Annotated in this window: 22 protein-coding genes; 9 read left to right on the top strand and 13 right to left on the bottom strand. The window is 40.0% G+C overall.

The window, feature by feature from the left end; all coding sequences use genetic code 11:
* Positions 1–36: 36 nt before the first annotated feature.
* On the top strand, positions 37–801 hold the full coding sequence (locus F975_RS13920; protein WP_004754419.1) for a nucleotidyltransferase domain-containing protein: 765 nt from the start codon (positions 37–39) through the stop codon (positions 799–801).
* A 101-nt stretch (positions 802–902) separates the two neighbouring features.
* Here the strand turns inward: F975_RS13920 and pstB are convergent, their stop codons facing one another.
* The 4 genes from pstB to pstS all read right to left on the bottom strand — a co-directional run bounded on the left by pstB (position 903) and on the right by pstS (position 4,705).
* Positions 903–1,781 carry a phosphate ABC transporter ATP-binding protein PstB gene (gene pstB / locus F975_RS13915; RefSeq protein WP_004754417.1) on the bottom strand — a complete coding sequence of 293 codons (879 nt, stop codon included), beginning with the start codon at positions 1,779–1,781 and terminating at the stop codon, positions 903–905.
* Position 1,782: 1 nt separating this feature from the next.
* Positions 1,783–2,625, bottom strand: a complete 843-nt coding sequence (pstA, locus tag F975_RS13910; RefSeq protein ID WP_004754415.1) for a phosphate ABC transporter permease PstA — start codon at positions 2,623–2,625, stop codon at positions 1,783–1,785.
* A gap of 2 nt (positions 2,626–2,627) precedes the next feature.
* A complete protein-coding gene (gene pstC / locus F975_RS13905; RefSeq protein ID WP_004754413.1) occupies positions 2,628–3,578 on the bottom strand; it encodes a phosphate ABC transporter permease subunit PstC in 951 nt (316 codons plus the stop codon).
* A 101-nt stretch (positions 3,579–3,679) separates the two neighbouring features.
* Positions 3,680–4,705, bottom strand: coding sequence for a phosphate ABC transporter substrate-binding protein PstS (gene pstS, locus F975_RS13900; RefSeq protein ID WP_004754412.1), 1,026 nt, complete (start codon positions 4,703–4,705; stop codon positions 3,680–3,682).
* Between the two features lie 602 nt (positions 4,706–5,307).
* Here pstS and craA point away from each other — a divergent pair.
* On the top strand, positions 5,308–6,534 hold the full coding sequence (craA, locus tag F975_RS13895) for a chloramphenicol efflux MFS transporter CraA (protein WP_034426083.1): 1,227 nt from the start codon (positions 5,308–5,310) through the stop codon (positions 6,532–6,534).
* A 76-nt stretch (positions 6,535–6,610) separates the two neighbouring features.
* On the opposite strand, the gene yccS is transcribed toward craA, so the two are convergent.
* From yccS to F975_RS13875, 4 genes are all read right to left on the bottom strand, one after another.
* Positions 6,611–8,749 (bottom strand): YccS family putative transporter, encoded by a 2,139-nt coding sequence (gene yccS / locus F975_RS13890; protein ID WP_081399818.1) that lies wholly within the window; start codon positions 8,747–8,749, stop codon positions 6,611–6,613.
* A gap of 76 nt (positions 8,750–8,825) precedes the next feature.
* On the bottom strand, positions 8,826–9,371 hold the full coding sequence (sodC, locus tag F975_RS13885; RefSeq protein WP_004754406.1) for a superoxide dismutase family protein: 546 nt from the start codon (positions 9,369–9,371) through the stop codon (positions 8,826–8,828).
* Positions 9,372–9,494: 123 nt separating this feature from the next.
* Entirely contained in the window at positions 9,495–10,580 is a 1,086-nt protein-coding gene (locus F975_RS13880) for an AI-2E family transporter (RefSeq protein ID WP_004754404.1), read from the bottom strand.
* A 77-nt stretch (positions 10,581–10,657) separates the two neighbouring features.
* Positions 10,658–11,305: a ParA family protein gene (locus tag F975_RS13875; protein WP_004754403.1), complete on the bottom strand. Its 648-nt coding sequence runs from the start codon at positions 11,303–11,305 to the stop codon at positions 10,658–10,660.
* A gap of 121 nt (positions 11,306–11,426) precedes the next feature.
* Here F975_RS13875 and F975_RS13870 point away from each other — a divergent pair, with 121 nt between their 5' ends.
* Positions 11,427–11,894, top strand: coding sequence for a Holliday junction resolvase-like protein (locus tag F975_RS13870; protein ID WP_004754401.1), 468 nt, complete (start codon positions 11,427–11,429; stop codon positions 11,892–11,894).
* Positions 11,895–12,017: 123 nt separating this feature from the next.
* Positions 12,018–12,587 carry a hypothetical protein gene (locus F975_RS13865; RefSeq protein ID WP_004754398.1) on the top strand — a complete coding sequence of 190 codons (570 nt, stop codon included), beginning with the start codon at positions 12,018–12,020 and terminating at the stop codon, positions 12,585–12,587.
* A 45-nt stretch (positions 12,588–12,632) separates the two neighbouring features.
* Here F975_RS13865 and F975_RS13860 read toward each other — a convergent pair whose 3' ends face one another.
* Together F975_RS13860 and F975_RS13855 are read right to left on the bottom strand one after the other, a co-directional pair.
* The gene (locus F975_RS13860) at positions 12,633–13,163 is read right to left on the bottom strand and encodes a hypothetical protein (protein ID WP_004754395.1); all 531 of its coding nucleotides are present in this window, start codon (positions 13,161–13,163) and stop codon (positions 12,633–12,635) included.
* 32 nt (positions 13,164–13,195) lie between these two features.
* Positions 13,196–13,966 (bottom strand): class I SAM-dependent methyltransferase, encoded by a 771-nt coding sequence (locus F975_RS13855; protein ID WP_004754394.1) that lies wholly within the window; start codon positions 13,964–13,966, stop codon positions 13,196–13,198.
* 146 nt (positions 13,967–14,112) lie between these two features.
* Here F975_RS13855 and F975_RS13850 point away from each other — a divergent pair, with 146 nt between their 5' ends.
* Positions 14,113–14,961, top strand: coding sequence for an aldo/keto reductase (locus F975_RS13850; RefSeq protein ID WP_004754392.1), 849 nt, complete (start codon positions 14,113–14,115; stop codon positions 14,959–14,961).
* Here the strand turns inward: F975_RS13850 and F975_RS13845 are convergent.
* Both F975_RS13845 and F975_RS13840 read right to left on the bottom strand, forming a co-directional pair.
* The gene (locus F975_RS13845) at positions 14,958–15,242 is read right to left on the bottom strand and encodes a hypothetical protein (RefSeq protein WP_004754389.1); all 285 of its coding nucleotides are present in this window, start codon (positions 15,240–15,242) and stop codon (positions 14,958–14,960) included. The two genes, F975_RS13850 and F975_RS13845, sit on opposite strands and share 4 nt — an antisense overlap.
* 60 nt (positions 15,243–15,302) lie before the next feature.
* A complete protein-coding gene (locus F975_RS13840; RefSeq protein ID WP_004754387.1) occupies positions 15,303–15,956 on the bottom strand; it encodes a hypothetical protein in 654 nt (217 codons plus the stop codon).
* Positions 15,957–16,266: 310 nt separating this feature from the next.
* On the opposite strand from F975_RS13840, the gene F975_RS13835 reads away from it, so the two are divergent.
* The gene (locus F975_RS13835; RefSeq protein WP_004754384.1) at positions 16,267–17,532 is read left to right on the top strand and encodes a hypothetical protein; all 1,266 of its coding nucleotides are present in this window, start codon (positions 16,267–16,269) and stop codon (positions 17,530–17,532) included.
* A 163-nt stretch (positions 17,533–17,695) separates the two neighbouring features.
* Positions 17,696–18,655, top strand: coding sequence for a 2-hydroxyacid dehydrogenase (locus F975_RS13830; RefSeq protein ID WP_004754383.1), 960 nt, complete (start codon positions 17,696–17,698; stop codon positions 18,653–18,655).
* Here the strand turns inward: F975_RS13830 and F975_RS13825 are convergent.
* Positions 18,652–19,059, bottom strand: coding sequence for a hypothetical protein (locus F975_RS13825; RefSeq protein WP_004754380.1), 408 nt, complete (start codon positions 19,057–19,059; stop codon positions 18,652–18,654). The genes F975_RS13830 and F975_RS13825 overlap by 4 nt on opposite strands.
* 205 nt (positions 19,060–19,264) lie before the next feature.
* Here F975_RS13825 and F975_RS13820 point away from each other — a divergent pair, with 205 nt between their 5' ends.
* Both F975_RS13820 and F975_RS13815 read left to right on the top strand, forming a co-directional pair.
* A complete protein-coding gene (locus F975_RS13820) occupies positions 19,265–20,893 on the top strand; it encodes an ATP-dependent nuclease (RefSeq protein WP_004754379.1) in 1,629 nt (542 codons plus the stop codon).
* Positions 20,890–21,984, top strand: coding sequence for a UvrD-helicase domain-containing protein (locus tag F975_RS13815; RefSeq protein WP_004754376.1), 1,095 nt, complete (start codon positions 20,890–20,892; stop codon positions 21,982–21,984). The genes F975_RS13820 and F975_RS13815 overlap by 4 nt, the downstream gene beginning before the upstream one ends.
* Positions 21,985–22,017 lie beyond the last annotated feature (33 nt).

The following is a 22,017-nucleotide window of genomic DNA, read 5'->3' as shown; positions in this document are numbered from 1 at the left end:
GAAAGATGCGCTTTTTTTATATTGAGAATAGATAACATGAACATCGAAAAAAATATTCAACAACTCTTTGAACAGCGTCAGGACATTCCACTGTTTTATATTGAAAGTGGTAGCCGCTTATGGGGCATGGCAAGCCCTGACAGTGATTATGATGTACGTGGTTTTCACTTGCCGAGCAAAGCACAATATTTTGACTATAAAAAACATCGTGACCTGATTGAAATCATGGACGGTGATTTCGACTTTGTATCTTACGATCTCGACAAAATGTTTGGGTTACTGGCAAAAAGCAATCCAACTGTTTTGGAGTGGGTGCGGGCGCATATTGAATATATGAATACTTTCCCCGAATGGGATAGCTTTAAACAAGGTTTGCTTGAATGCATCGACTATAGTGCATTGTATTATCACTATTTGTCTTTGGCTCAAAATGGCATGAAAGTCATGCAAGTCGCAGATAACTTTACTTATAAAAAAGTGTTTTATTCGATTCGAGGTTTATTGTCGGCTGAATTGGCATTACAGCAAGATATGCCAGCATTGCTGATAACTAATTTGTTTGCCCAAGTTGATGCTAATGATCCGCTACGTATATGGGCGGAAAATTATTTAGACATCAAAAAACAACAGAAAGAAAAAGCGTTGTTGTCTGAGCTTGAGCAGGTTGAAATTTTAAAACAGTTAGAGATTAAGCGAACACAATTGGCAGCGAAGAATATGCCAAAATCCAATCATCGTGAGCAGCTATATCAGTATTTGACAGATTATAGTCAGCATTTAAAACAGCATTTTTATGGTTAATTGGGATGCTAAGCATCAAGACCTATCGTAAGCTCCACAAATAAAAAAAGACGATATTTAAATCGTCTTTTTTTCGAAACTGTTAAAAAACAGAGAAAAACTTAACCGAAACGACCAGTAATATAGTCTTCGGTTTGCTGTTGTTTTGGATTGGTAAAGATATTGTTAGAGGTATCTAGCTCAATCAACTTACCTAAGAACATAAAGCCCGTATAGTCAGAAATACGCGCTGCCTGTTGCATGTTATGCGTTACGATCAGAACGGTATATTTGGTTTTAAGCTGTTCAATCAGTTGCTCAACTTTTGCAGTAGAAATAGGATCTAGTGCAGATGTTGGCTCATCAAGCAATAATACTTCAGGTTTCAATGCCACAGCACGAGCAATACATAAACGCTGTTGCTGACCACCTGATAAACCTAATGCGCTTTGATTTAGTTTGTCTTTAACTTCATCCCACAAAGCTACGTCACGCAAAACTTTTTCTACGCGATTGTTCATCTCGGCTTTAGACAGTTTTTCATAATGACGGATTGCATAAGCAATGTTTTCATAAATGGTCATTGGGAAAGGGACTGGCTTTTGGAAAACCATACCGATTTTAGCGCGAAGTTCGTTTACAGAAATATTGTCGTTTAAGATATTTTGACCATCAAACAAAACCTCACCTTCAGCACGAAGTTTTGGGTAAATATCATAAATACGGTTAAACACACGCAATAACGTAGATTTACCGCAACCTGAAGGTCCGATCAGCGCTGTGATTCGGTTTTCAGGAATAATCATATTAATATTTTTAAGTGCCTGTGCTTGGCCATAATAAAAATTTAGATTGCGTATATCTAGCTTAGCCGTCTCAGGTGTTAACTGCGGCGAGGTATGAAGCACTGAATTAAACATAGGCGTATTATGCGATGGTGTATGCTGTGCGCGTTGCGCATCTTGCAAGTTGTTCGATAGAGATGGAGATGTTGTATTCATTTTATTTATCCTTTTTGATTAAGATTGTGCGAGACACAATGCCAAGCACAAGGACAAAAAAGGTCATGAGGAGTGCGCCAGCCCATGCGAGTGCATGCCAGTCATCATAAGGACTCATCGCATATTGGAAAATCACTACAGGCACGTTTGCCATTGGTTGTAATAGATTAGTTGACCAATATTGGTTGTTGAGCGCAGTAAAGAGTAGTGGTGCTGTTTCACCCAGAATACGGGCAAGTGCCAGCAAGATGCCTGTAACAATCCCTGACATGGCAGCACGGTAAAGTACCTGCTGGACAATCTTCCAGCGTGGAATACCTAGAGCCTGTGCAGCTTCACGTAGGGTGTTTGGAACCAGTTGCAGCATCTCATCGGTTGTACGTACTACAACAGGCAGAACTAAAAATGCCAATGCTACTGCGCCTGCGATGGCAGAGAAATGCCCCATTTGTCGAACCATAAGTTCATATACAAACAGACCAATCACAATAGAAGGCGTTGAAAGCAAAATGTCATTAATAAAACGAATACAAAAACCAAGTTTGGTTTCGCGTGCGTATTCAGACAGGTAAGTTCCTGCTGCAATGCCGACAGGCGTACCAATCAAAACTGCAATTGCACTCATAAAAATACTGCCAAAAATGGCATTGAGTAATCCACCTGTTTCACCAGGAGGAGGTGTCATTTGAGTGAGTAGATTTAAATGCAAAGCAGGTAGACCATTTTTCAAGGTGGTCCACAAAATCCAAACTAACCAGAACAATCCAAATACAGCAGTGAATAAGGATAGGGCTTTTGCAAGAAAATTTTTAACTTGACGGGTTTTCCAAAGCGCAGTTGACATGATTACGCTCCTTCACGGCGTGATAGACGCCCTAACATGAAACGTGCAATCGCGAGCACAATAAATGTTACGACAAATAAAATAAAGCCTAGAGCAAGCAGTGAAGACAAGTAAATACTAGAATCTGCTTCGGTAAATTCATTGGCAATGGTTGCCGAAATCGAGTTGCCTGGTTCAAGCAATGACAAACTAAGCTGATGAGCATTACCTAATACGAATGTCACAGCCATTGTTTCACCTAAGGCGCGACCTAAACCAAGGAAGATACCACCGAGTACTGCTGAGCGTGTATAAGGTAAAACAATATCCCAAATGACTTCCCAAGTGGTATTGCCGACAGCATAAGCAGATTCAATCAGTGGTGTTGGCACGGTTGCAAACACTTCACGCATAATAGAAGAAACAAAAGGAATAATCATGATGCTCAGTACAATACCTGCGGTGAGCATGCCTAAACCAATTGGTGGCCCTTGAAACAATGGGCCGATAAGTGGCCATGTACCCATATGGTCATTGACCCAAGGGTAAATGTGATCCGCCATAAATGGAACAAAAACAAATAAACCCCACATACCATAAATGATAGAAGGAATACCTGCGAGTAGCTCAATTGCTGTTGCAATTGGTGTACGGATCCACTTCGGTGCAATGTTGGTAATAAAAATAGCGATACCAAAACTGACAGGAACGGCAATCAACATCGCAATCAGAGAGGTGACTAATGTGCCATAAATGGGAACAAGAGCACCAAAATTTTTCTCAATCGGATCCCAAGAACTGTTCCAGATAAATGAAAATCCAAAGGTTTGAAAAGCTTCTTTGCCACTCCAAATCATGGAAAAAGATGCAGCAAGCATAATCAGAAGCACAAAGATGGCACAGCTTTTGACCACATAGTGAAACAGTCGATCATTACGCTGATCTTTTGAGTCTGTCTGACTATTCAGGTTCATTGTTCTATCTAGTTTCATCATTGAAAATCTTTAATTAAGAAATAGAGATAAATCCAACAAAACGAATTCTGTTGGATTTAAAAAAAGAGGCGATGTCCAGATTACTTAACGTTAATGTTTTTAATCCAGTAACCTTCAATTTGTTTAGTTAGGTTTGCAGGTAAAGGAATGTAGTCCAAAGAACGTGCATTCGCTTGACCGTGCTCAAGTGACCATTTGAAGAAGTCTAGAGCATCTTTGCTTGCTTGAGCAGATTTTGGTTGCTTATGCATGATTACAAATGTAGTTGCAGTGATTGGCCAAGAGTTAGCACCAGATGCATTGGTAATTACATTATAAAAATCAGGTGATTTGCTCCAGCTTGTACCCGCTGCTGCTGCTTGGAAAGTTGCAGTGTTTGGTTGTACAAAGTGACCTGCTTTGTTTTGCATTGCTGTGTAGCTCATGCGGTTTTGTAAAGCGTATGCAAGTTCAACGTAACCAATAGAACCTTTGATTTGCTTCACATAAGCAGCAACACCTTCGTTACCTTTGCCGCCAATACCTGTAGGCCAAGAGATAGATGTACCTTCACCAATTTTAGATTTCCAAGTTGGGCTTACTTTTGATAGATAGTTTGCCCAGTTGAAAGTTGTACCAGAACCGTCAGAGCGGTGAACAACAGAAATACGTTGGTCAGGAAGGTGCAAAGAAGGGTTCAAATGTTGGATTGCTGGATCATTCCACTTGGTTACTTTACCCAAGAAAATGTCTGCTAGAACAGGACCAGTCAAACGTAAAGCGCCTGGACGTACACCATCAATGTTCACAACTGGAACAACACCACCAATAATAATTGGGAATTGTTTTAAACCAGCAGCATTTAACTCAGCAGGAGTTAATGGCATGTCTGATGCACCAAAAGTTACAGTGCCTGCTTTAATTTGAGCAATACCACCACCAGAACCGATAGATTGGTAGTTGATTTTATTGCCTGTTTTAGCGTGATAAGTTGCTGACCATTTTGAAAGCACAGGATATACGAATGTAGAACCTGCACCCGTAATTTCACCTGCATGCGCTACGCTAATCGCAAGCGTCGCAGAGGCTACTAAAGCGCCAAATATTTTTTTAGAGAAGTAAGTCATAGATATTCCCTGTATGGAAGGTATTTCCACCTTAAGTTCATTAAGGTTGGAAGATGAGAATGAACTAAATTGAGTGTTAATTTAATGTGACTGTGTGACAGCAAAGTGACTGAAATATGTCACTTTTGTTACAGTGAAAAATATTAAAATAGAACGGTTTCTTAATTATTTTGTTGCAAAATAAATTTTAAAAATTAATATTGTTTTAAGTTTTTAATGAAAATTTAATTTTAAATCTGCAAGTTTAAGATTAAGGTTCTGTTAAAAATCAAGCATATGGAAAAATACTTTCACCCGAAATTTTTGTGGTTAATTTTCGAGGAAGGTGTGAATCATTGTGTGTATTGAACCTGATAAAGTGTGATGCGCGAACCTATAAAATGACAGGTTTTTATTCAGCCTAAAAAATATATGACACTGCATTGTATGCACTGTAATCATTCGGTCATTGCTATAAAAAGTGTTATGGTATGACTTAATAACATCTAAACTGCTGCTTATTTTATATACATACGCTGTATTTTTTATTTTGCTTGAAACCTCTCTCTATATTTTTGTCTGCTGCTCCAACGTTTGGCGCGGTTCTTGATTGAAGAAAAACGATGCAACCCATCCCAAAAACATTGAATCGTTCAACCCTGATGTTTCCGTTAGCACTCGTACTGTTTGAGTTCTCGGTTTACATTGGAAATGATCTGATTCAGCCAGCCATGCTGGCAATCACCCAAGATTTTTCTGTCAGTGCCACTTGGGCGCCTTCGTCAATGTCATTTTATTTATTGGGAGGAGGATGTGTAGCCTGGCTGCTTGGCCCACTCTCTGATCGCCTTGGACGAAGGCGAGTGCTGCTGACAGGTGTATTATTTTTTAGTGTGTGTTGTCTGCTGATTTTATTGACCCAAAATATACAGCAGTTTTTAGCCCTGCGCTTTCTGCAAGGCATTGGTCTCACGGTGATTTCGGCAGTGGGTTATGCGGCGATTCAGGAAAATTTTGCTGAGCGTGATGCAATTAAAGTCATGGCGCTTATGGCCAATATTTCTTTGCTGGCGCCCCTGCTTGGGCCTGTGCTGGGTGCATTTTTGATTGATTATGTATCATGGCATTGGGGATTTATAGCCATTGCCATTTTAGCTGCACTGAGCTGGTTTGGTTTAAATAGCCAAATGCCACGACAACAGCGGAGCATCACACGCCAGCCTTTTGTATATTTGTTCGATGATTTTAAGCGTGTATATCGTAACTCACAATTTTTAGGGCTAAGTCTGGCTTTACCTTTGGTGAATATTCCACTGATGTTATGGATTGCGCTGTCACCTGTGATGTTGGTCGATGAACTTAAACTGAGCAGTCTGGCTTATGGACTATCACAATTTCCTGTGTTTTTAGGGCTGATCGCAGGAAATGCGTTATTAATTAAAGTGATTGATCGTTTTGCATTGGGGCGAACGGTTTTTATGGGCGTACCGATCATGTTATGTGGTGCTTTATTTTTGCTAAGTGCCGTTTGGTTGCCGCAGTATGCGCTCGCGTTACTGCTTATTGGTATGACCTTAATCAGTTTTGGTGAGGGCATCAGTTTTTCAGTCATGTATCGTTTTGCCTTAATGTCTTCAAATGTATCGAAAGGCACAGTTGCAGCTGCGGTTTCTATGCTGCTGATGCTGAGCTTTTTTGTGGTGATTGAAGCTGTACGCTGGCTTTATACCCAATTCCATCTGATTGCATTTTCTGGAAGTTGTGTACTGTTGTTGAGTCTATGGTTTTTTTATCCGAGGAAAGTCCTAAAACAATTACTTGATCAGCGCCAGCAGGAAGGTCTGTTTTAGTGAGGGCTTGTAGTTATATTGATTAAAATAATTAAGTCAGGCGTGGCATTGTCTTCAAGCGCACGCCTGAGAGGTCTTACTTAATCTCTTGTATGAGTAACTGCTGGCGTAAGTGGAGTAACTCAGGCAGAGTTTCTAATAATAAACTGATCTGTTTTAAGATTAATAACAAATGATCAGATAAGTTTGCTTGCTGACTAAGTTTTTTAATTTCTTGCAATTTTTCCTGAATCTGAATTTCAGCTAGAGGCTGTTGTTGAAGTAGTACAGCATTTAAAGTCTGCTGACACCAATGCATTAATTCGAGAATCTGTGGATCTTGTACCTGTTCGCGGTGACTCCCCAGCGCTGAAATATAACTGAGCTGACTATGGCTATAAACCAGATAACGAAAGGCATGATGAATCAGGGTCGGATTGGGATGTGGTTCAGCACTCAGGCTGGAAATCATGGCAGACAGCTCGATCTGTTTATTGTGTGCAAAACGCCGAGCTCTACGATAATGCATACTGTTACTTTTACCTTGCTGATACTGCTCAACTACGGCATCCAGATACGCCAATGTGGCTTGGGTTAAGTTTTTAATATTGTTGGAAATATTTCGGAAATTCCAGTCAGGCCAAATCAGACTGACTGCTAACCATGCAATCCCGCAACCGAGCAGGGTATCAATAATTCGCGGTAAAATAATTTCATAGCCTGACCCTTTAATATTAAAAATCAGTAGCACCATCAAGGTTGCCATAAGGGTGGCCATCGAATATTTTTTGACGCGCAAATAGAAGAACAGCACGCCACAAATGACGGTCAGCAGCAGTTGTCCTTCAATACTGGGAACAAAATATAAAATGGGAATACCACATAACACGCCTAGTAGTGTACCTAGAGTCCGCATTTTTAGGCGTGACTTGGTGGCAAAGTAACTGATTTGGCAGACAAATAAACTGGTAAGTAAAATCCAGTAACCATTTCTGGCAAAAGGTAATAAAGAAATTGCATAACCCACCAGAAATACGACTGCGATGCGTACCGCATGGCGAAACAAGGCAGATTGGGGACTCAGATGTTGTTTAAGTTTTAAAACGAGATCATGCCAGCCTTGAATATCATCATCGAGTAAATTCAGATTGTCATCGAGTGTGGTCGTGTGCTGTGGCAAATGATTCAGTGCTAAAAGTTGCTGATGCAGGTTATGCAAATTATTTAAAATGAGCTGTAAATTTTTCACTTCCAGATTTTCTGGATTGAGTTGTACCCAGTCGTGCATAGATTGTTCTAAATGCTGAAGTGCCAAACTATGCTCAGGATTGACCACATAGGGTTGCCGATTCAGTACACACTGCGCAATTTGCTCGCAGGCGAGCGCATTCATGCGGATATTTTTTTGAATACGAAAAATTAAATCGCTACGGCTAAAATTGGCTTGGATCTGTTCGTAATGTAAATAATTGGAGGTTGCCTGTTCGTGAATATCCTGCGCCAGAAAGTAGAGATGTAACCAGTAAATGGTATTTTTATTGGCACGTGAGGCTTTCAGGCGTGTCAGTAGAGCGGTTTTGGTCTGATTTAAACTTTGTACGACAGCTGCATTTTGTACAGATAAATCAAACAGCAGTTGTTCAACCAAGTGCTGATGGTCGGGGTCGAAGAGCTTGGATTTGAGTTGAAGTAACTGAGCAATCTGTTGGAAACTGGTCGAGAGATAGTCCTGTACCACCAGTGTCGGTTTGAGCAGGTAAAAAATAATCGCTGCACAACTGTACCAGATCGCACCTAAAACAAAGCAGCTAGGTTGCCAGTACCAGACGTGTACTTCGCCCAAACCAAACATGGTATAAATGGACAGCAACACTGTTCCAAGCGAAATGGTAGCGTAACGCTGCCCCAAGCCGCCCAGTAAAATAAAACCTGCACTGGACAACGATAAATACAAAATAAAGAAAATAGGGTAGGGGTGTAACAACTCTAAAATGGTGCTGGTGATAAAAAACAGCACACAAACATAGAGTAAATTACGCAAGCGAATACTGAGCCGATCATCGAAATCGGTTAGGGCTGCTGCAATTGTTCCTAGGGTCACTGGGACAATAAATTGTCCCAAGTGCAAATAATATAAACCGAGTGTGGTGCCAGTCAGCACAATAAACATTTGTAAGCAATACATGATCAATGCATTGCTCAGGTAACGCTGAAGCAGGGTATAAAAGCTATTCACGTTATTGATTTTTAGGTGATTATGTCAGTATTTAGACTGGACTTTTTTCAAGTTCTTGTCAATTACACTGCGTGCTTTATGGAATCAGCCCACATGCAATCCGTTCACCGCCACCACCAAATGGTTTTGGAGAGTCCGAATAGTTATCACCACCTGCATGAACCATAATTGCCAAGCCGTGAACATCACTGAGTTTTAGGCGGGGTGCAAGTAGTTTTTGATTGGCATTTCCATTGGCATCGACCTGAAGTACAGGTAAATCGCCCAAATGTCCTGTGAGGGGCGTGCCATGATGAGCGACTTGTTGAGGGTTAAAATGTCCACCCGCAGCAAGAGCGGCACCCATCTTGCCATCTTTCATCGCAGGGTCACATGATCCTTTTTCATGAACATGAAAACCATGCATGCCTGAAGGCAGTTTGGATAAATGGGTGGTAATGACTAAACCTCGAGCAGAATCCTGTAACGTCACAGTTCCGATTTTCTCGGCAATTCCCTGTGCAGTCACAGCATTCATCGTCACTTGCTGCTGTGAGGTGTGTTTTGAAGACCAAGACTGGCAACCCGTGAGTAAAACTGAACCGAGAAGGCACAAGCCTGTGAGCTGAATAAAATGACGCATGTGATTATTATCCTGTTTTATTTTTTTACGTCTTTTATTCAAGCAAACAAAAATTGAGACATTGTTCGTAATCGGTTAGCACATGTATGAATTTGTTATACCGATATCAGTAAATGCATGGCATCACTCTGATGTTGAAGTCGAACTTTCCATTTGTTGCTCATGAATCCACTCCCGCCAGATTGCCAGTAAAATCGCCAGAACGACAGGGCCAATAAACAGCCCAATGAGACCAAAACTGGCAATGCCACCTAGAACGCCAAACATAATCAATAAAAATGGAACTTGGGTCGCCCCTGAAATCACCAGAGGACGAATCACATTGTCAGAAGTACTGACAATACAAACTCCCCAAGTTAATACGCCAATCGCTGCAAAAATCTGTCCTTGTGAAAATAACCACAAGCTGACAGCGATATAAGAGATGGGGGTACCAAATGGAATCAGTGCCAACACAAAAGTGACAATGGTTAAGAGCATCGGGTTTGGAACACCCGCGATAAAATAGCTCAGGCCTGCCAAAACTGCTTGCGCAATTGCAGTTAAACCAATGCCGTACACCACAGCGCGTGTGGTTTTGGAAATCGTTTTTAAATAATGATGAATACGGGGGCCAACGACCTTTTCCAAGGCATGTCTAACCTGATTGAGTAAGGTAATGCCATCACGATAAAAGAAAAATATGGAAAACAGTGCAAAAAATAATTTCACCAGATTACGGCTAATTTCACCCAGAACAAGGCGACCGTAGTTTAGGTGGCTTTGCAACCACAGCGTAATATTTTGTCGTAAAGCGTACGGATTGCTATTTATCTCGTCCAGTATACGTTGAATGTCATGGCCAATAATTGGAAGACCTGTAATAAGTGCAGGTAAGCTCAGATGTCCAGAAAATAATTGTTTTTGAACTTCAGTAAATAACTGTTGCCCCTCATTTTGTAAAATAAAAATTGCAAATACAAAAGGCACGCCAATCACCAAAATAATCAGCAATAACATGAGGGTTGCACTGAGGTTAGGGCGTTGCTCACCGCATTTTCTCAATATCCAGCGGTAAATTGGCCAAGTCATATACGCAATAATGATGGCCCAAACTACGGGCACAATAAAATACTTAAGAACACTGAAGCTTAAATACAGCAGGATAAAAAACAATCCGAACAATAAAATACGATGTAATAAAATAGGAGCAGATTTTTGCACGTGCATCTCAAAATTAAGGTTTTTTTAATATTCGTATATTAACTGAAAAACACGTGGCGGCAAATTGATCTACTTTACAGACTTTAAAACCATGCAGTCGGGTCGTCAATAATGGCGTTGAGTAGTGGCTGCCATTGTTTTTGAATAGTCTGATAGATTTTCTGTTGTTTATCAAAAACACTCAAACCTTGCATGGCAAGTTGCCCATAAGCACTGCGCTCAGAAATCCATGCAATCGGTTGTTGCTCGATTTTACTAAAAAAATCCTGAATATCTTTAGAGCTGGCGCTATGAGCTTTGACGCGGTTTGCCAGTAAAAGCAACTCAACTTTACCTTTACGTATGCGTTTAATTTCTTGTAAATGCTTGAGAAAACGGCGTGTACTGTCAATGTCGAAAAATGAAGGCTGTATCGGAATAATAATCGCATGGCTTTCGCTGATGAGTTGTTCAGCATGCTCACCTGACAATGCACCTGGTGCATCAATAATTAAATATTCAAGATTTTTTGGCATATCGCCAATTGATTTTTCATTGCGCCAGTCTAGCGACTGAATAGGAGAGATACTATGTTCAGGACGTTGTTTTAACCATTGTAAGCTCGATTTTTGATTGTCAGCATCGGCGAGTGCAACGCGGTAATTTTTTGCTGCAAGAGCACTGGCAAGCGTAATGGCTGTATTGGTTTTTCCGCATCCGCCTTTTTGGTTAGCAATTAATATCGTTTTCATGTCTTTTATATAAAAAATATAGGCTTGATTACTTTAGCACTTTTTCCCTGATTACGCTTATGACATGACAAAAAGTCCTAAGCCTGTTTAAATGCGTCAATTTAGACACAGGAAGCATCGTATGCCCATTTGGATTGCTATGGTCATTGGTTTAGGCATTGGCGTTATTTTGACTTATGCATTATTGTCGAACCTGAGGAATGGCAAAATTCAAGCGGAATATGAAGTCCAGATTTCAGAGCTAAAACGCAAACATCAGAAAGAATTACGCTTAGCTCAGTCACGCAGTGTCAACAGTAGCCGTGCGATTTTAAAGGGAAGAATGGCGGAGCAGTTCGCCCCGATTTTCCCTGAATTTGAATATTTACCCAGCGATGCCAAATTTCTGGGAGATCCTGTCGACTATGTTGTATTTAATGGTTATAACGCTTTTCGCGATGGAGATGGGCGTGCCGATGAGATTGAAGTCGTGCTTATCGATATTAAAAGTGGCAATGCGCGCCTGACCAAAGGACAACAGGCGATTGCCGATGCGATTAAAAAAGGCCGAATTCGCTTTGAAACCATTCGGGTCGAATTTGAGGACTAGAAAACGAGATGACAAAATTACTACGCTTTTGCGTGTAGTCGTTACCATTTAGCTGCATTTGATCAAGATGAACATTCTAAAATTCTAGAATGAGATTGATTTTTGATGAGATGAGGAGTCGCTATGCAAGCCCTAAAATTTTTCGCATGTGGTTTAGGATTGGCGCTGCTTACAAGTCATAGTTTTGCTTCAAATTCAGGTGCAGAATACAACATTGCCAATGGCTTGGCACCTGAGGTGACATGGCAGTCCATTTCGCCGCTGAAAGCCTTTCGGGGTGACTTTCGAATTTTAAGCACCAAAAGCTATAGTCAGGATGAACAGGCAAAATTTTCCCCGATTGATTATGCGGTGAGTTGGGGCATGTTTGCTGATCCATATTTTGCTAAACAAATTAGCGTGCGTCAGTATGACCGCTTTCTCAACTGGAAAATGAAAACCTTACCTGTGTCAGCAGAGCAAGCCATGCAAATGGTGTCCAATATGCACATTATTCCTGCGAACCCTGACATTGCCAAACAGATCAAGCAAGTCCAGCGTGGTGATTTGGTGCGTTTACAAGGTGAGCTGGTTGAGGTTAAAGACCGCAATCTGGTCTGGCGTTCATCATTGACCAATACTGATGTGGGTGATGGGGCTTGTGAGTTATTTCGGGTACATTCAATTCAGTGGATTGAGCGTAAAGCATTGTAAAATAAAGCTCAAAAAATAAAAAAGCATGGTATTTGCCATGCTTTTTTATGATGCAGGATTGGCATTGGCTGTATGGGATTTCCAGTATTCAAGTTGTTGAGTGGCTTGAATGACTGGGGTTTTATCGACTTTCTCAGTGGCTTTTTGATGCTGCCGCTGATCCCAGTAATCGTACATCATGCCCTGAATATAGCGACCCTGTTCCGTCTTCAGATCCAAGTCCTTGAGCATGTTTAATGCCGAATGGATCTGGTCATGCTTGCGTTGTTGGACAAATTCAGCAGTCAGTTGATTCTGCTGTTTGAGTTGTTCTAGTTCTGTACGCATGTCTTGCGTCATGTCATGAAAAGCACGGTTAAAGTTGTCGAGTTGCTGAATGTCATGGGCATCATCAGGTGTTGCAGCAAACGGCCTAATATTCTGTGGAATGGTAGCTTCACTGACAGTATGCGTCGCTGCTGAAGATGCTGTTGTTGCCGAACTGCTCTGTTCAGGCTGTTTCTGACATGCCGCAAGGCTCAGACTGCCTGCAAGCATGAATGCGAGTAGGAGGGAACGAGAAAAGCATTGCATCATAAAGTTACCAAAATCCAAACCGTATGATTTTATTATATTTTAATAAAATCATACGCATAAGTTAAATATGGAAAATGAATTTCATCATCAGGGCGTTTGCCCAAATAGTCAAAAACCACCTGCTCAAACTGTTGTTTGAGTTGCTGCTGTTGCTCGGCTGGCATCATGGCAATAAAACTGGTGGAAAGTAAACGCTTACTGACCACTTGCTCGACCCTACCATGATGCAAATGGATAAAATGCTGCTCGCTACCAAGTTTAAACCATGGCTGATTTTGAAAGGCCTTTTTCCATTCACCACTATGATAGCGTGGCGTATCGTTTTCTAGTGGTAATAAAATATCCGCAATCGCTTTGACCCACGGCACACTGGTATCACGCTGGTTCCAGACCAGTCCAAAATGCCCATGTGGCTTGAGCAGACGGTGAACTTCAGCAAGGGTTTCATGGTTGGCAAACCAGTGAAAAGCCTGTGCAGCCAGAACGGCGTCATATTTTGCCGACTCCAGTGGAATTTGGTCGCTGTAGGCAGTCAAAGTGGTGACGTCAGGATAAGCTGCCTTGAGTTGTTGCTGCATTTCAGTAACGGGTTCAACGGCAACAATATGCGGGGTGACCTGTTTGAGGTATTGGGTAAATTTCCCTGTACCTGCAGCAAGATCAATCACCTGCGACTGACTGCTCAGCTCCAGCTCACTGCGTAGCCAAGAGACAATTTGTAAAGGATAACTTGGGCGGGTTTGCTGATATAAAGCTGCACCAGAACTAAAGCCCTGCGCCGCGGCAGGATGAATAGTTGACATGATCTCATTCCTTGAATTTATTTGGTTTATTATAAAAACTTCCTGCTATATCAGGGTGAAAGTAGCATTATTTATACAATTTAACCGATTTCAACAACGGTGCTGCGCCATAATGCTTAAAGCATAGCCAGAGAGAAAAACAGCACATGAATCGATCTGAACATATTCCGAATTTGACCTTGCATGACGATTATGTAATTCCTGCCTTGGGTTTTGGAACCTATAGTCTGAATGGACATATAGGCGTTCAGACCATGCAGCGTGCTTTGGCACATGGTTACCGTATGCTGGATTCGGCATTTAACTATGAAAATGAAGGGGCAGTGGGGCAAGCGGTTCATCTTTCGGGACTGCAGCGTGATGAACTGTTTATTACCTCCAAGTTACCAGGTCGCCACCATGCATATGACAAGGCGATGGTAACCATCGAAGAGTCACTGTATCGGGCGCGGCTCAACTATTTTGATTTATATTTAATTCACTGGCCGAACCCAAATCAGGGGTTATATGTGGAAGCTTGGCAAGCCTTGATTGATGCCCAAAAAAAAGGGCAGATTAAGTCGATTGGCGTGAGTAACTTCTTGCCTGAACATATTGAAGTGTTAAAAAAGGAAACAGGGATTGTACCTGTAATTAACCAGATTGAGTTACATCCGTATTTTAATCAAGCCGAGCAATGTGCATATCATCAGCAACATGGCATTTTAACTATGGCGTGGAGCCCGTTAGGACGCGCGCGCGATGTATTTCAAGATGCAGTATTGCAAGACATTGCCCAGCAAATTGGCAAATCTGTAGCACAGGTGATTTTAAGATGGCAGATTCAGCTTGGCGTGATTCCAATTCCCAAAGCCAGTAGCGATGAAAACCAGCTTGCCAACAAAGCGATTTTTCAGTTTGAACTCAGTGACGAGCAAATGCAGCAGATCAACGCGCTGACGCGCAGCAATGGTCGCCTGAGAAATCAGGATCCTGCGGTGTATGAGGAATTTTAATCGCAGACCATCGGGATAGGGCCCATAGACCGCCCATTGGATTGTAAATGGCAGTTTGGCGGCACATGATATTCTGGATGATGTGGTCGATAATCATAGTCAGGGTTTTGCATAATAATGACTTGTGGACGACTGATTTCGACCTGTGTGTCATGGGCATTGCTATCCACAAAAAACCGTGTAGTCGATTCGACCTGTCGGGTGTGTTCGGGCACAACAATACAAGCGTTCAAAGACACACAACAGTACAGCACACTGCCTAATTTTACCCAGCCTCGCATCGCGTCACCTAGCAGATCTTAATTTTATTTTACTGTAAATGACTTTGTGTACAGGCTCAACTACTGGTGAGTTTCTGTTTCATGCAAATGATAAAATTTCTGTAAGTGTTTTACTTGGCTATGCAGTTGCTTGGCAGGCAAACGGGTTTCCTGCAATAGTGTCACCCATGCCATATGGCAGCGTTTTAGTTCACTGGTATTTTCACACTTGTCGATTTTCTCAATTAAGCCTCTTGCCAACAGCCCACCGTATTGTCGTAGAGTATCAATCATCAAGCCTTTAATGGCAGGAAAGTTGAGTGCAGTATCCAGATCGGGTGGAGGAGTCGTATCAAGCTTGAACGCTGCCTGCTGCTCTTCTTCGGCAATTTCTTCGGCTAATGTTGGTTTAGCTCGGGGCTGAGAATAGCGCTGCAAGACTTGAGAAAGCACATTGACAGTGGGGATAGCTGCAGCAATGGTTTCTGTTTCTGTTTCTGTTTCTGTTTCTGTTTCTGTTTCTGTTTCTGTTTCTGGCGCTAAATTGGTAATAAAACCCAGCTCCAGTAAATGATCAATAACCTCTGGCTGAAATAGGCGTTGGCGGCTGGCGGCGGGTAATTTATCAAAATCATCCGTACCCATGAGAAATAATAACTGACGTTGTTTGGCTGAAAGTTGTTTAGAGCGTTGTTGTAATGCTTCTTGCCCAGCTGTTGTTTTTACATAATACATTGCCCAATTTTCCCTCAATTGGAATAATCCAATATTCAAGCGCAGCATTGTGACAGCTTAATTAATTTCATTGAATTTATATGAATTGTGTTGCGAAATTGTGCTAAAACATGAATTTAATGACTTTTTAACAAAATCCATTTTGGGATGTAGCAGATTGGTTTTAAAATACAAAAATCTGACCGCGGCGTGGCAAGATGTCATATTTTGCCCTGTTTAATCTCTATTGCCTTTATACAATAGGCATTCGCCAGTCCCTTCTTTTTTGATTGCATTTTGGCAGTCGCTAATTTTTATTTTCGGTGCGTGAATGGATAAGCAAATTATTTTTGAAGACGAACAAATCCGGGTTATTTTTCTAAAAGGAAATTCCAAAGAACTGATTTTTTCGTTTGGAGATTTAATTACTCGCGCCAAAGGCTTAACGATTAATGCAGAAAAGTCGTTGGCGAAGTATGAATATAACGTGATTGGCGTAATGCCAAAAATTAAATCATGGTTTCCTGTGGCGAGTATGCAGGCGATGATGAGCGCGGTACAACCCATTCTGGACCAGTTTGAAACAGTGGTCGGTTATGGTGGTTCAATGGGGGGCTATGCGGCAATTAAATATTCTAAATTATTGAAAATGAACCGTGTGATTGCTTTTGTGCCGCAGTACAGCATTGACCCGCAGGAAATTGAAGATCGCCGTTATACTGAGTTTTTTGATGAAAGCTTGCATCAGGACATGCATATCACCACGCAAGATGTCTGCTCAAACAGTGAATACATTGTGGTGTATGACCCATACTATGCCAATGACCGCGAACATTATTTAAAAATCAAACATATCTTGCCACAGCTACATACTTTGCACTTGCCATTTACAGGGCATGAGGCGCTGTCGGTTTTGGCGAGCTCAAGTTTGCTGAATGATTTTATTCGTCATCCATGGAATAAAAACTATTTTTACCAACAAATGCGTACGGTCAAGAAAAAGAGCAAATTCTACTATCGCACAGTGATTAACAACTTATTATCGCGCCATAGTGCCGCGCTCGGACGGATTTTACGTAGTAATGATTTGCAGCTTGAGGATCAATACCTCGATGCTAACTTAAAGCAACTTATTACCCGAATTATGTTGAGCCGCCGTCAGGTCACTGAGCAGGATTTGCAAAAACTCGGGATTAAGGTCAATCTGCCACAAGATAATCATCCGACTCAGTTGCAAGACTGCTATGGTAATTTTCTGGTGTTTAATATTATTAGCAACAAGATTGAAAGTTACCCTGAAGAAGCAATTCATCTGAATTATAAATATTTGATTCCATTGCTGATTAAATCGAGTTGTATTGTCAAAATTGAACTGAACAATGAGCGTTATATTGTCGGAATGAATGATCGTCGTGTCATGAAATTGTTCAAAGAAGACGATGCCTTGTCGATGGATATGAGCCCAATCGTGGTGAAGAAATACCCTGAGTATTATGTGTTGAGCTATAAAGAGCAAAATATGCGCTGTGATAGTTTGGGTATTTGTTATTTTGTTGAGCCGCCGTTGCTTGATGAAGAGAAATTTATATTGGCATAGTCTTGAATATATAGACTTATTCGGCAGAAAAACTACCCGTTTTTCTGCTTTTTTTATGTGAAATCAATTGGTCAAGGTCACTAAAAGCGTTAATGTTGAGTAAAAATTTTCACTGCATTCAGGTTGGATGATTTTTTCTAAAAAACACAATAAAGGATGACGCATGACAGGTTTAAAAGCAGTATTTTTAGATTATGCCAGTTTAGATCAAAATGACTTGGACTTTACTCCATTAGATGCTGCTTTTGCAGCGTTGCAATTATATGAGGCAACTACGCCTGAGCAGGTCTTGCCGCGCCTTGCCGATGCTGAAGTTGCAATCGTAAATAAAGTGGTTTTAACTGCCGAAACGATTCAGCAACTGCCAAAACTGAAACTGATTTTAATTTCTGCCACGGGCACCAACAATGTCGATTTAAAAGCAGCACAAGCGCAGGGCATTGTGGTGTGTAACTGTCAGGGCTATGGCACTGCATCGGTGGCACAGCACACACTGACACTGATGTTGGCATTGGCCACCAATGTGTTGAAATACCATCAGGCAGTGCAGCAGGGGCGCTGGCAACGGGCAGAACAGTTCTGCTTTTTAGATTTTCCAATTGTGGAATTGTCGGGTAAAACCTTAGGTGTGCTCGGCTATGGCGAACTGGGGCAGGAAGTTGCTCGTTTGGCACAGGCGTTGGGAATGAAGATCTTGGTCGGGAATCTGCCGAATCGTCAACATGCAGGACGTTTGTCACTCGAAGAACTTTTACCACAAGTCGATGTACTGACTTTGCATTGTCCGCTGAATGACAGCACCAAAGATTTAATTGCTGAAAAAGAACTGGCGTTGATGAAACCGAGTGCATTTTTGGTCAACACTGCACGTGGTGGTATTGTCAATGAAGCAGCATTGGCACATGCCTTACAGCACGGCAAACTGGCAGGTGCTGCAACCGATGTTTTAACCGTTGAGCCACCTAAGCTGGGTAATCTCTTGTTGGATACAATGATCCCCAATCTGATTATTACCCCGCATTCGGCATGGGGCAGTGTGCAAGCCCGTCAGCGCATTGTGCAGCAACTCACTGAAAATGCGCAGGGCTTTATCTCTGGAAAAATCATTCGCCAAGTCAATTAATTACTGGTGGGTTGGCTTAAAGGTTTTTGTTCAATCGGGACAGGAGATGTATCGTTACGGTTTCCTGTCACCACGTCTTTGGCTTGTTGCCATTTTTTCTCGGCAGTTTGTTGTACATCACTGGCTTTTTCCTGCACGGCTTGGGTTTTTTCTGCGCCAAATTCTTTAGTATTGTCCCATTTTTGCTGAATTTTATCTGAGGCTTTGTCTGCACCGCGCTGTGTGGCATTGCCAATACGCTGCATGGTTTGTCCTGTTTTATATAAAATCACACGCCCTAAACTTGGGTTATCAGGCAGTGGCGCATTGGGAGTGCTGGGTTGAGTTTCGGTTATTGCAAAAACTGACGGTGCTGCAACAAGGCAACTACTCAATAAAAATAGTTTGATTGGGCTTAAAGGCATCGCAAGATCTCATCCTGTTGATAGTCAGCATTTTAGGATGAGATTGCACAAATAGGTGGGAAAGAGAAGAAACTCATACGATATGATAACGATTGGAAATTTTTATTATGTAGATTCTTGAAATAAGAAGATAAGAAAATGATTGCCATAATATTTAAGTTATAGATTATATTAGCTTTATGTTTTATATGGTAAAGAGTAACCAATGAAAATAAAAAAATTAGTACTTCAAAATTATAAGAGTTTTAAAGATCGTACAGTCATAGAATTTAATGATGGACTCAATATTCTTGTTGGCGATAATGAAGCTGGGAAATCCACAATTCTAGAAGCTGTACATTTATGTCTATCGGGAATGTTAGATGGAAAGTACTTAAAACACGATTTTCACCAATATTTATTTAATTATGAAATAGTAGAAGAATATTTAACAAAGATAAAAATAGATAAAGCTACAGAGTTACCTGAGTTATTAATTGAAGTATATTTTCAGCATAATGATAAATTGACTGAATTTGAAGGTTCTTTAAATTCAGAGCATAATCCTAAGGTACAAGGGGTTAGATTTGAAATCAAACTTGATGATGCCTATGCTGACTTATATCAAAATTTACTTCAATTAGAAGAAGAACAAACATCGATTCCTATCGAATATTTCCATATTCAATGGCAGTCATTTGCTAGAAAAACTATGATTAGCAGGATTGTTCCAATCAAATCTGTATTAATTGAGTCTGCAACCTCTAAGGTGAAAAATGGCTCAGATCTATATCTTTCAAAAATTATAAAAGATGGGCTTAATAAGCAAGAGCAGATAGGGCTTTCACTATCTTATAGAAAACTAAAAGAGCGTTTTAATGAGGACGAAAATATAATTGATCTTAATAATAAGATCACAGGCCATATACCAATTTCGGATAAGCAGTTATCTATTACAGTTGATTTAAGCTCTAATAATTCATGGGAAAGTCAGCTTACAACAAATTTTAATAATATTCCTTTTGATCAGATTGGGAAAGGAGAGCAGTGCATAGTTAAGACTAATTTAGCTTTAGCAAATAAGAAAACTGAAGAATCTAATTTAATTTTAATAGAAGAGCCCGAGAATCATTTATCTCATACAAAATTGAACTCTCTAGTAAAGCAAATAAAAGAAAAGGGAGAGGGTAAACAAATTATTATTACAACACATAGTAGTTTTGTTGCAAATAAATTAGGTCTAGAAAATTTAATTTTAATAGATAATAAGAAAACTAAGTTTTTTAGGGATTTACCATCTGATACTTATGAGTATTTTCAAAAATTAGCTGGTTACAACACACTCAGACTTATTCTTTGTAAAAAAGCTGTACTTGTTGAAGGCCCATCAGATGAGTTGGTATTTCAAAAGCTTTATATGCAGCAGAATATGGGGAGGTTACCTATTGAAGATGGTATAGATGTTATTAGTGTTGCAGGATTAGTCTTTAAACGTTTTTTAGAAATAGCTAAGTTAGTTAAGAAGCCTGTTGCTGTAATTACTGATAATGATGGTAAATTTCAGGAGAAAATTATTAATAAATATCGAGATTATGATGGTATTTCTCATATAAAAATTAGTGCAGATCCTAGAGATAAGCTGAATACTTTAGAACCTCAGTTTATTGATGCTAATAATGGAGATTTCTCTAAGTTATGTACAGTTATAGATTATGATGGTGAGCAAAATTTTGATGCTATAAAAAAATTTATGATCGGTGCAAAAACTGATTGGGCATTAAAGCTATTCAATTCGAATGAATTTTTAGAATATCCAAAATATATTAAAGATGTTGTTGAATGGTGTAAATCATGAAAAAACTTATGATTGCGGCGGCAGGAGCGGGAAAAACTACATATTTAATCAATCGAGCTCATGATGTGGTTGATGGAAAGGTATTAATAACGACGTTTACGATTGAAAATCATAATGAAATTAAAAAGAAGTTGATAAAAAAGTATGGTTTTATTCCCCCTTATATAGAAGTTAAAACATGGTTCGACTTTTTATTAAATGACTGTTTTAGACCATATCAATGTGTTTTTACTAAGCAATTACATTCATTAAATATTGGATTTATGTACATAGAAGGAGGGCAGTCTGCACCTAGAACTCTAGAAAAAAGCTTTTCTCATTACTTTACAAAAGATTGGAAAATCTTCTCAGATAAAGTTGCTAAATTCATAGTTAAAACACACGAGAAAAATAATGATTTAATTTTTAATAGACTTGGTAGGATTTACAAGCATATTTACGTTGATGAAATTCAAGATTTATCAGGATATGATTTTGATATAGTTACCAATATTTTAAAAGCAGTAGAAAATGTAATTTTAGTTGGCGACCCACGACAATGTACTTATTCCACAAATAATTTACCTAAATATAAGCCTTATAATAATGGTGGTGTTAAAGAGTTCTACTTAAAATTTTGGAAAAATCTATGTGAACTTGATGAAAAAACTTTAAAGTATTCCCATAGAAATGAAAAAATTATTTGCGAAATATCTTCATTGCTTTATCAGAATTTTAGTCCAACAGAACCATGTAATTGCTGTGTAGATAAGAGTGAACATTTAGGGATTTTTATAGTTCCAAAAAGTAAGATTGCGAATTATTTAAATCAATTTTTCCCGACACAACTACGACTAACTGTATCAACAAAAGTAGATCCAAGTTTTTCATGTATGAATATGGGTGTGGCAAAAGGTTTGACATTTGATCGTGTATTGTTATATCCAACGCAAGATATGCTGAAATGGTTGATAGATCCGAATCATCAATTAGCAGATGCAACACGTGCTAAATTCTATGTAGGTCTAACGAGACCAAAATTAAGCTTAGGGATTCTTGTTGACGATAAAAATGTAGCTCAGTATTCTCATAAATTCATAGTTTATGAATAAAAACCCCACTCATTTTATAGCGGGGTTTTCTTT

This window comes from Acinetobacter brisouisimilis (assembly GCF_000368265.1).
Lineage (GTDB): Bacteria > Pseudomonadota > Gammaproteobacteria > Pseudomonadales > Moraxellaceae > Acinetobacter.
Note: the sequence above shows the minus strand (reverse complement) of the source record. Positions and strands in the feature narration are given on the sequence as shown.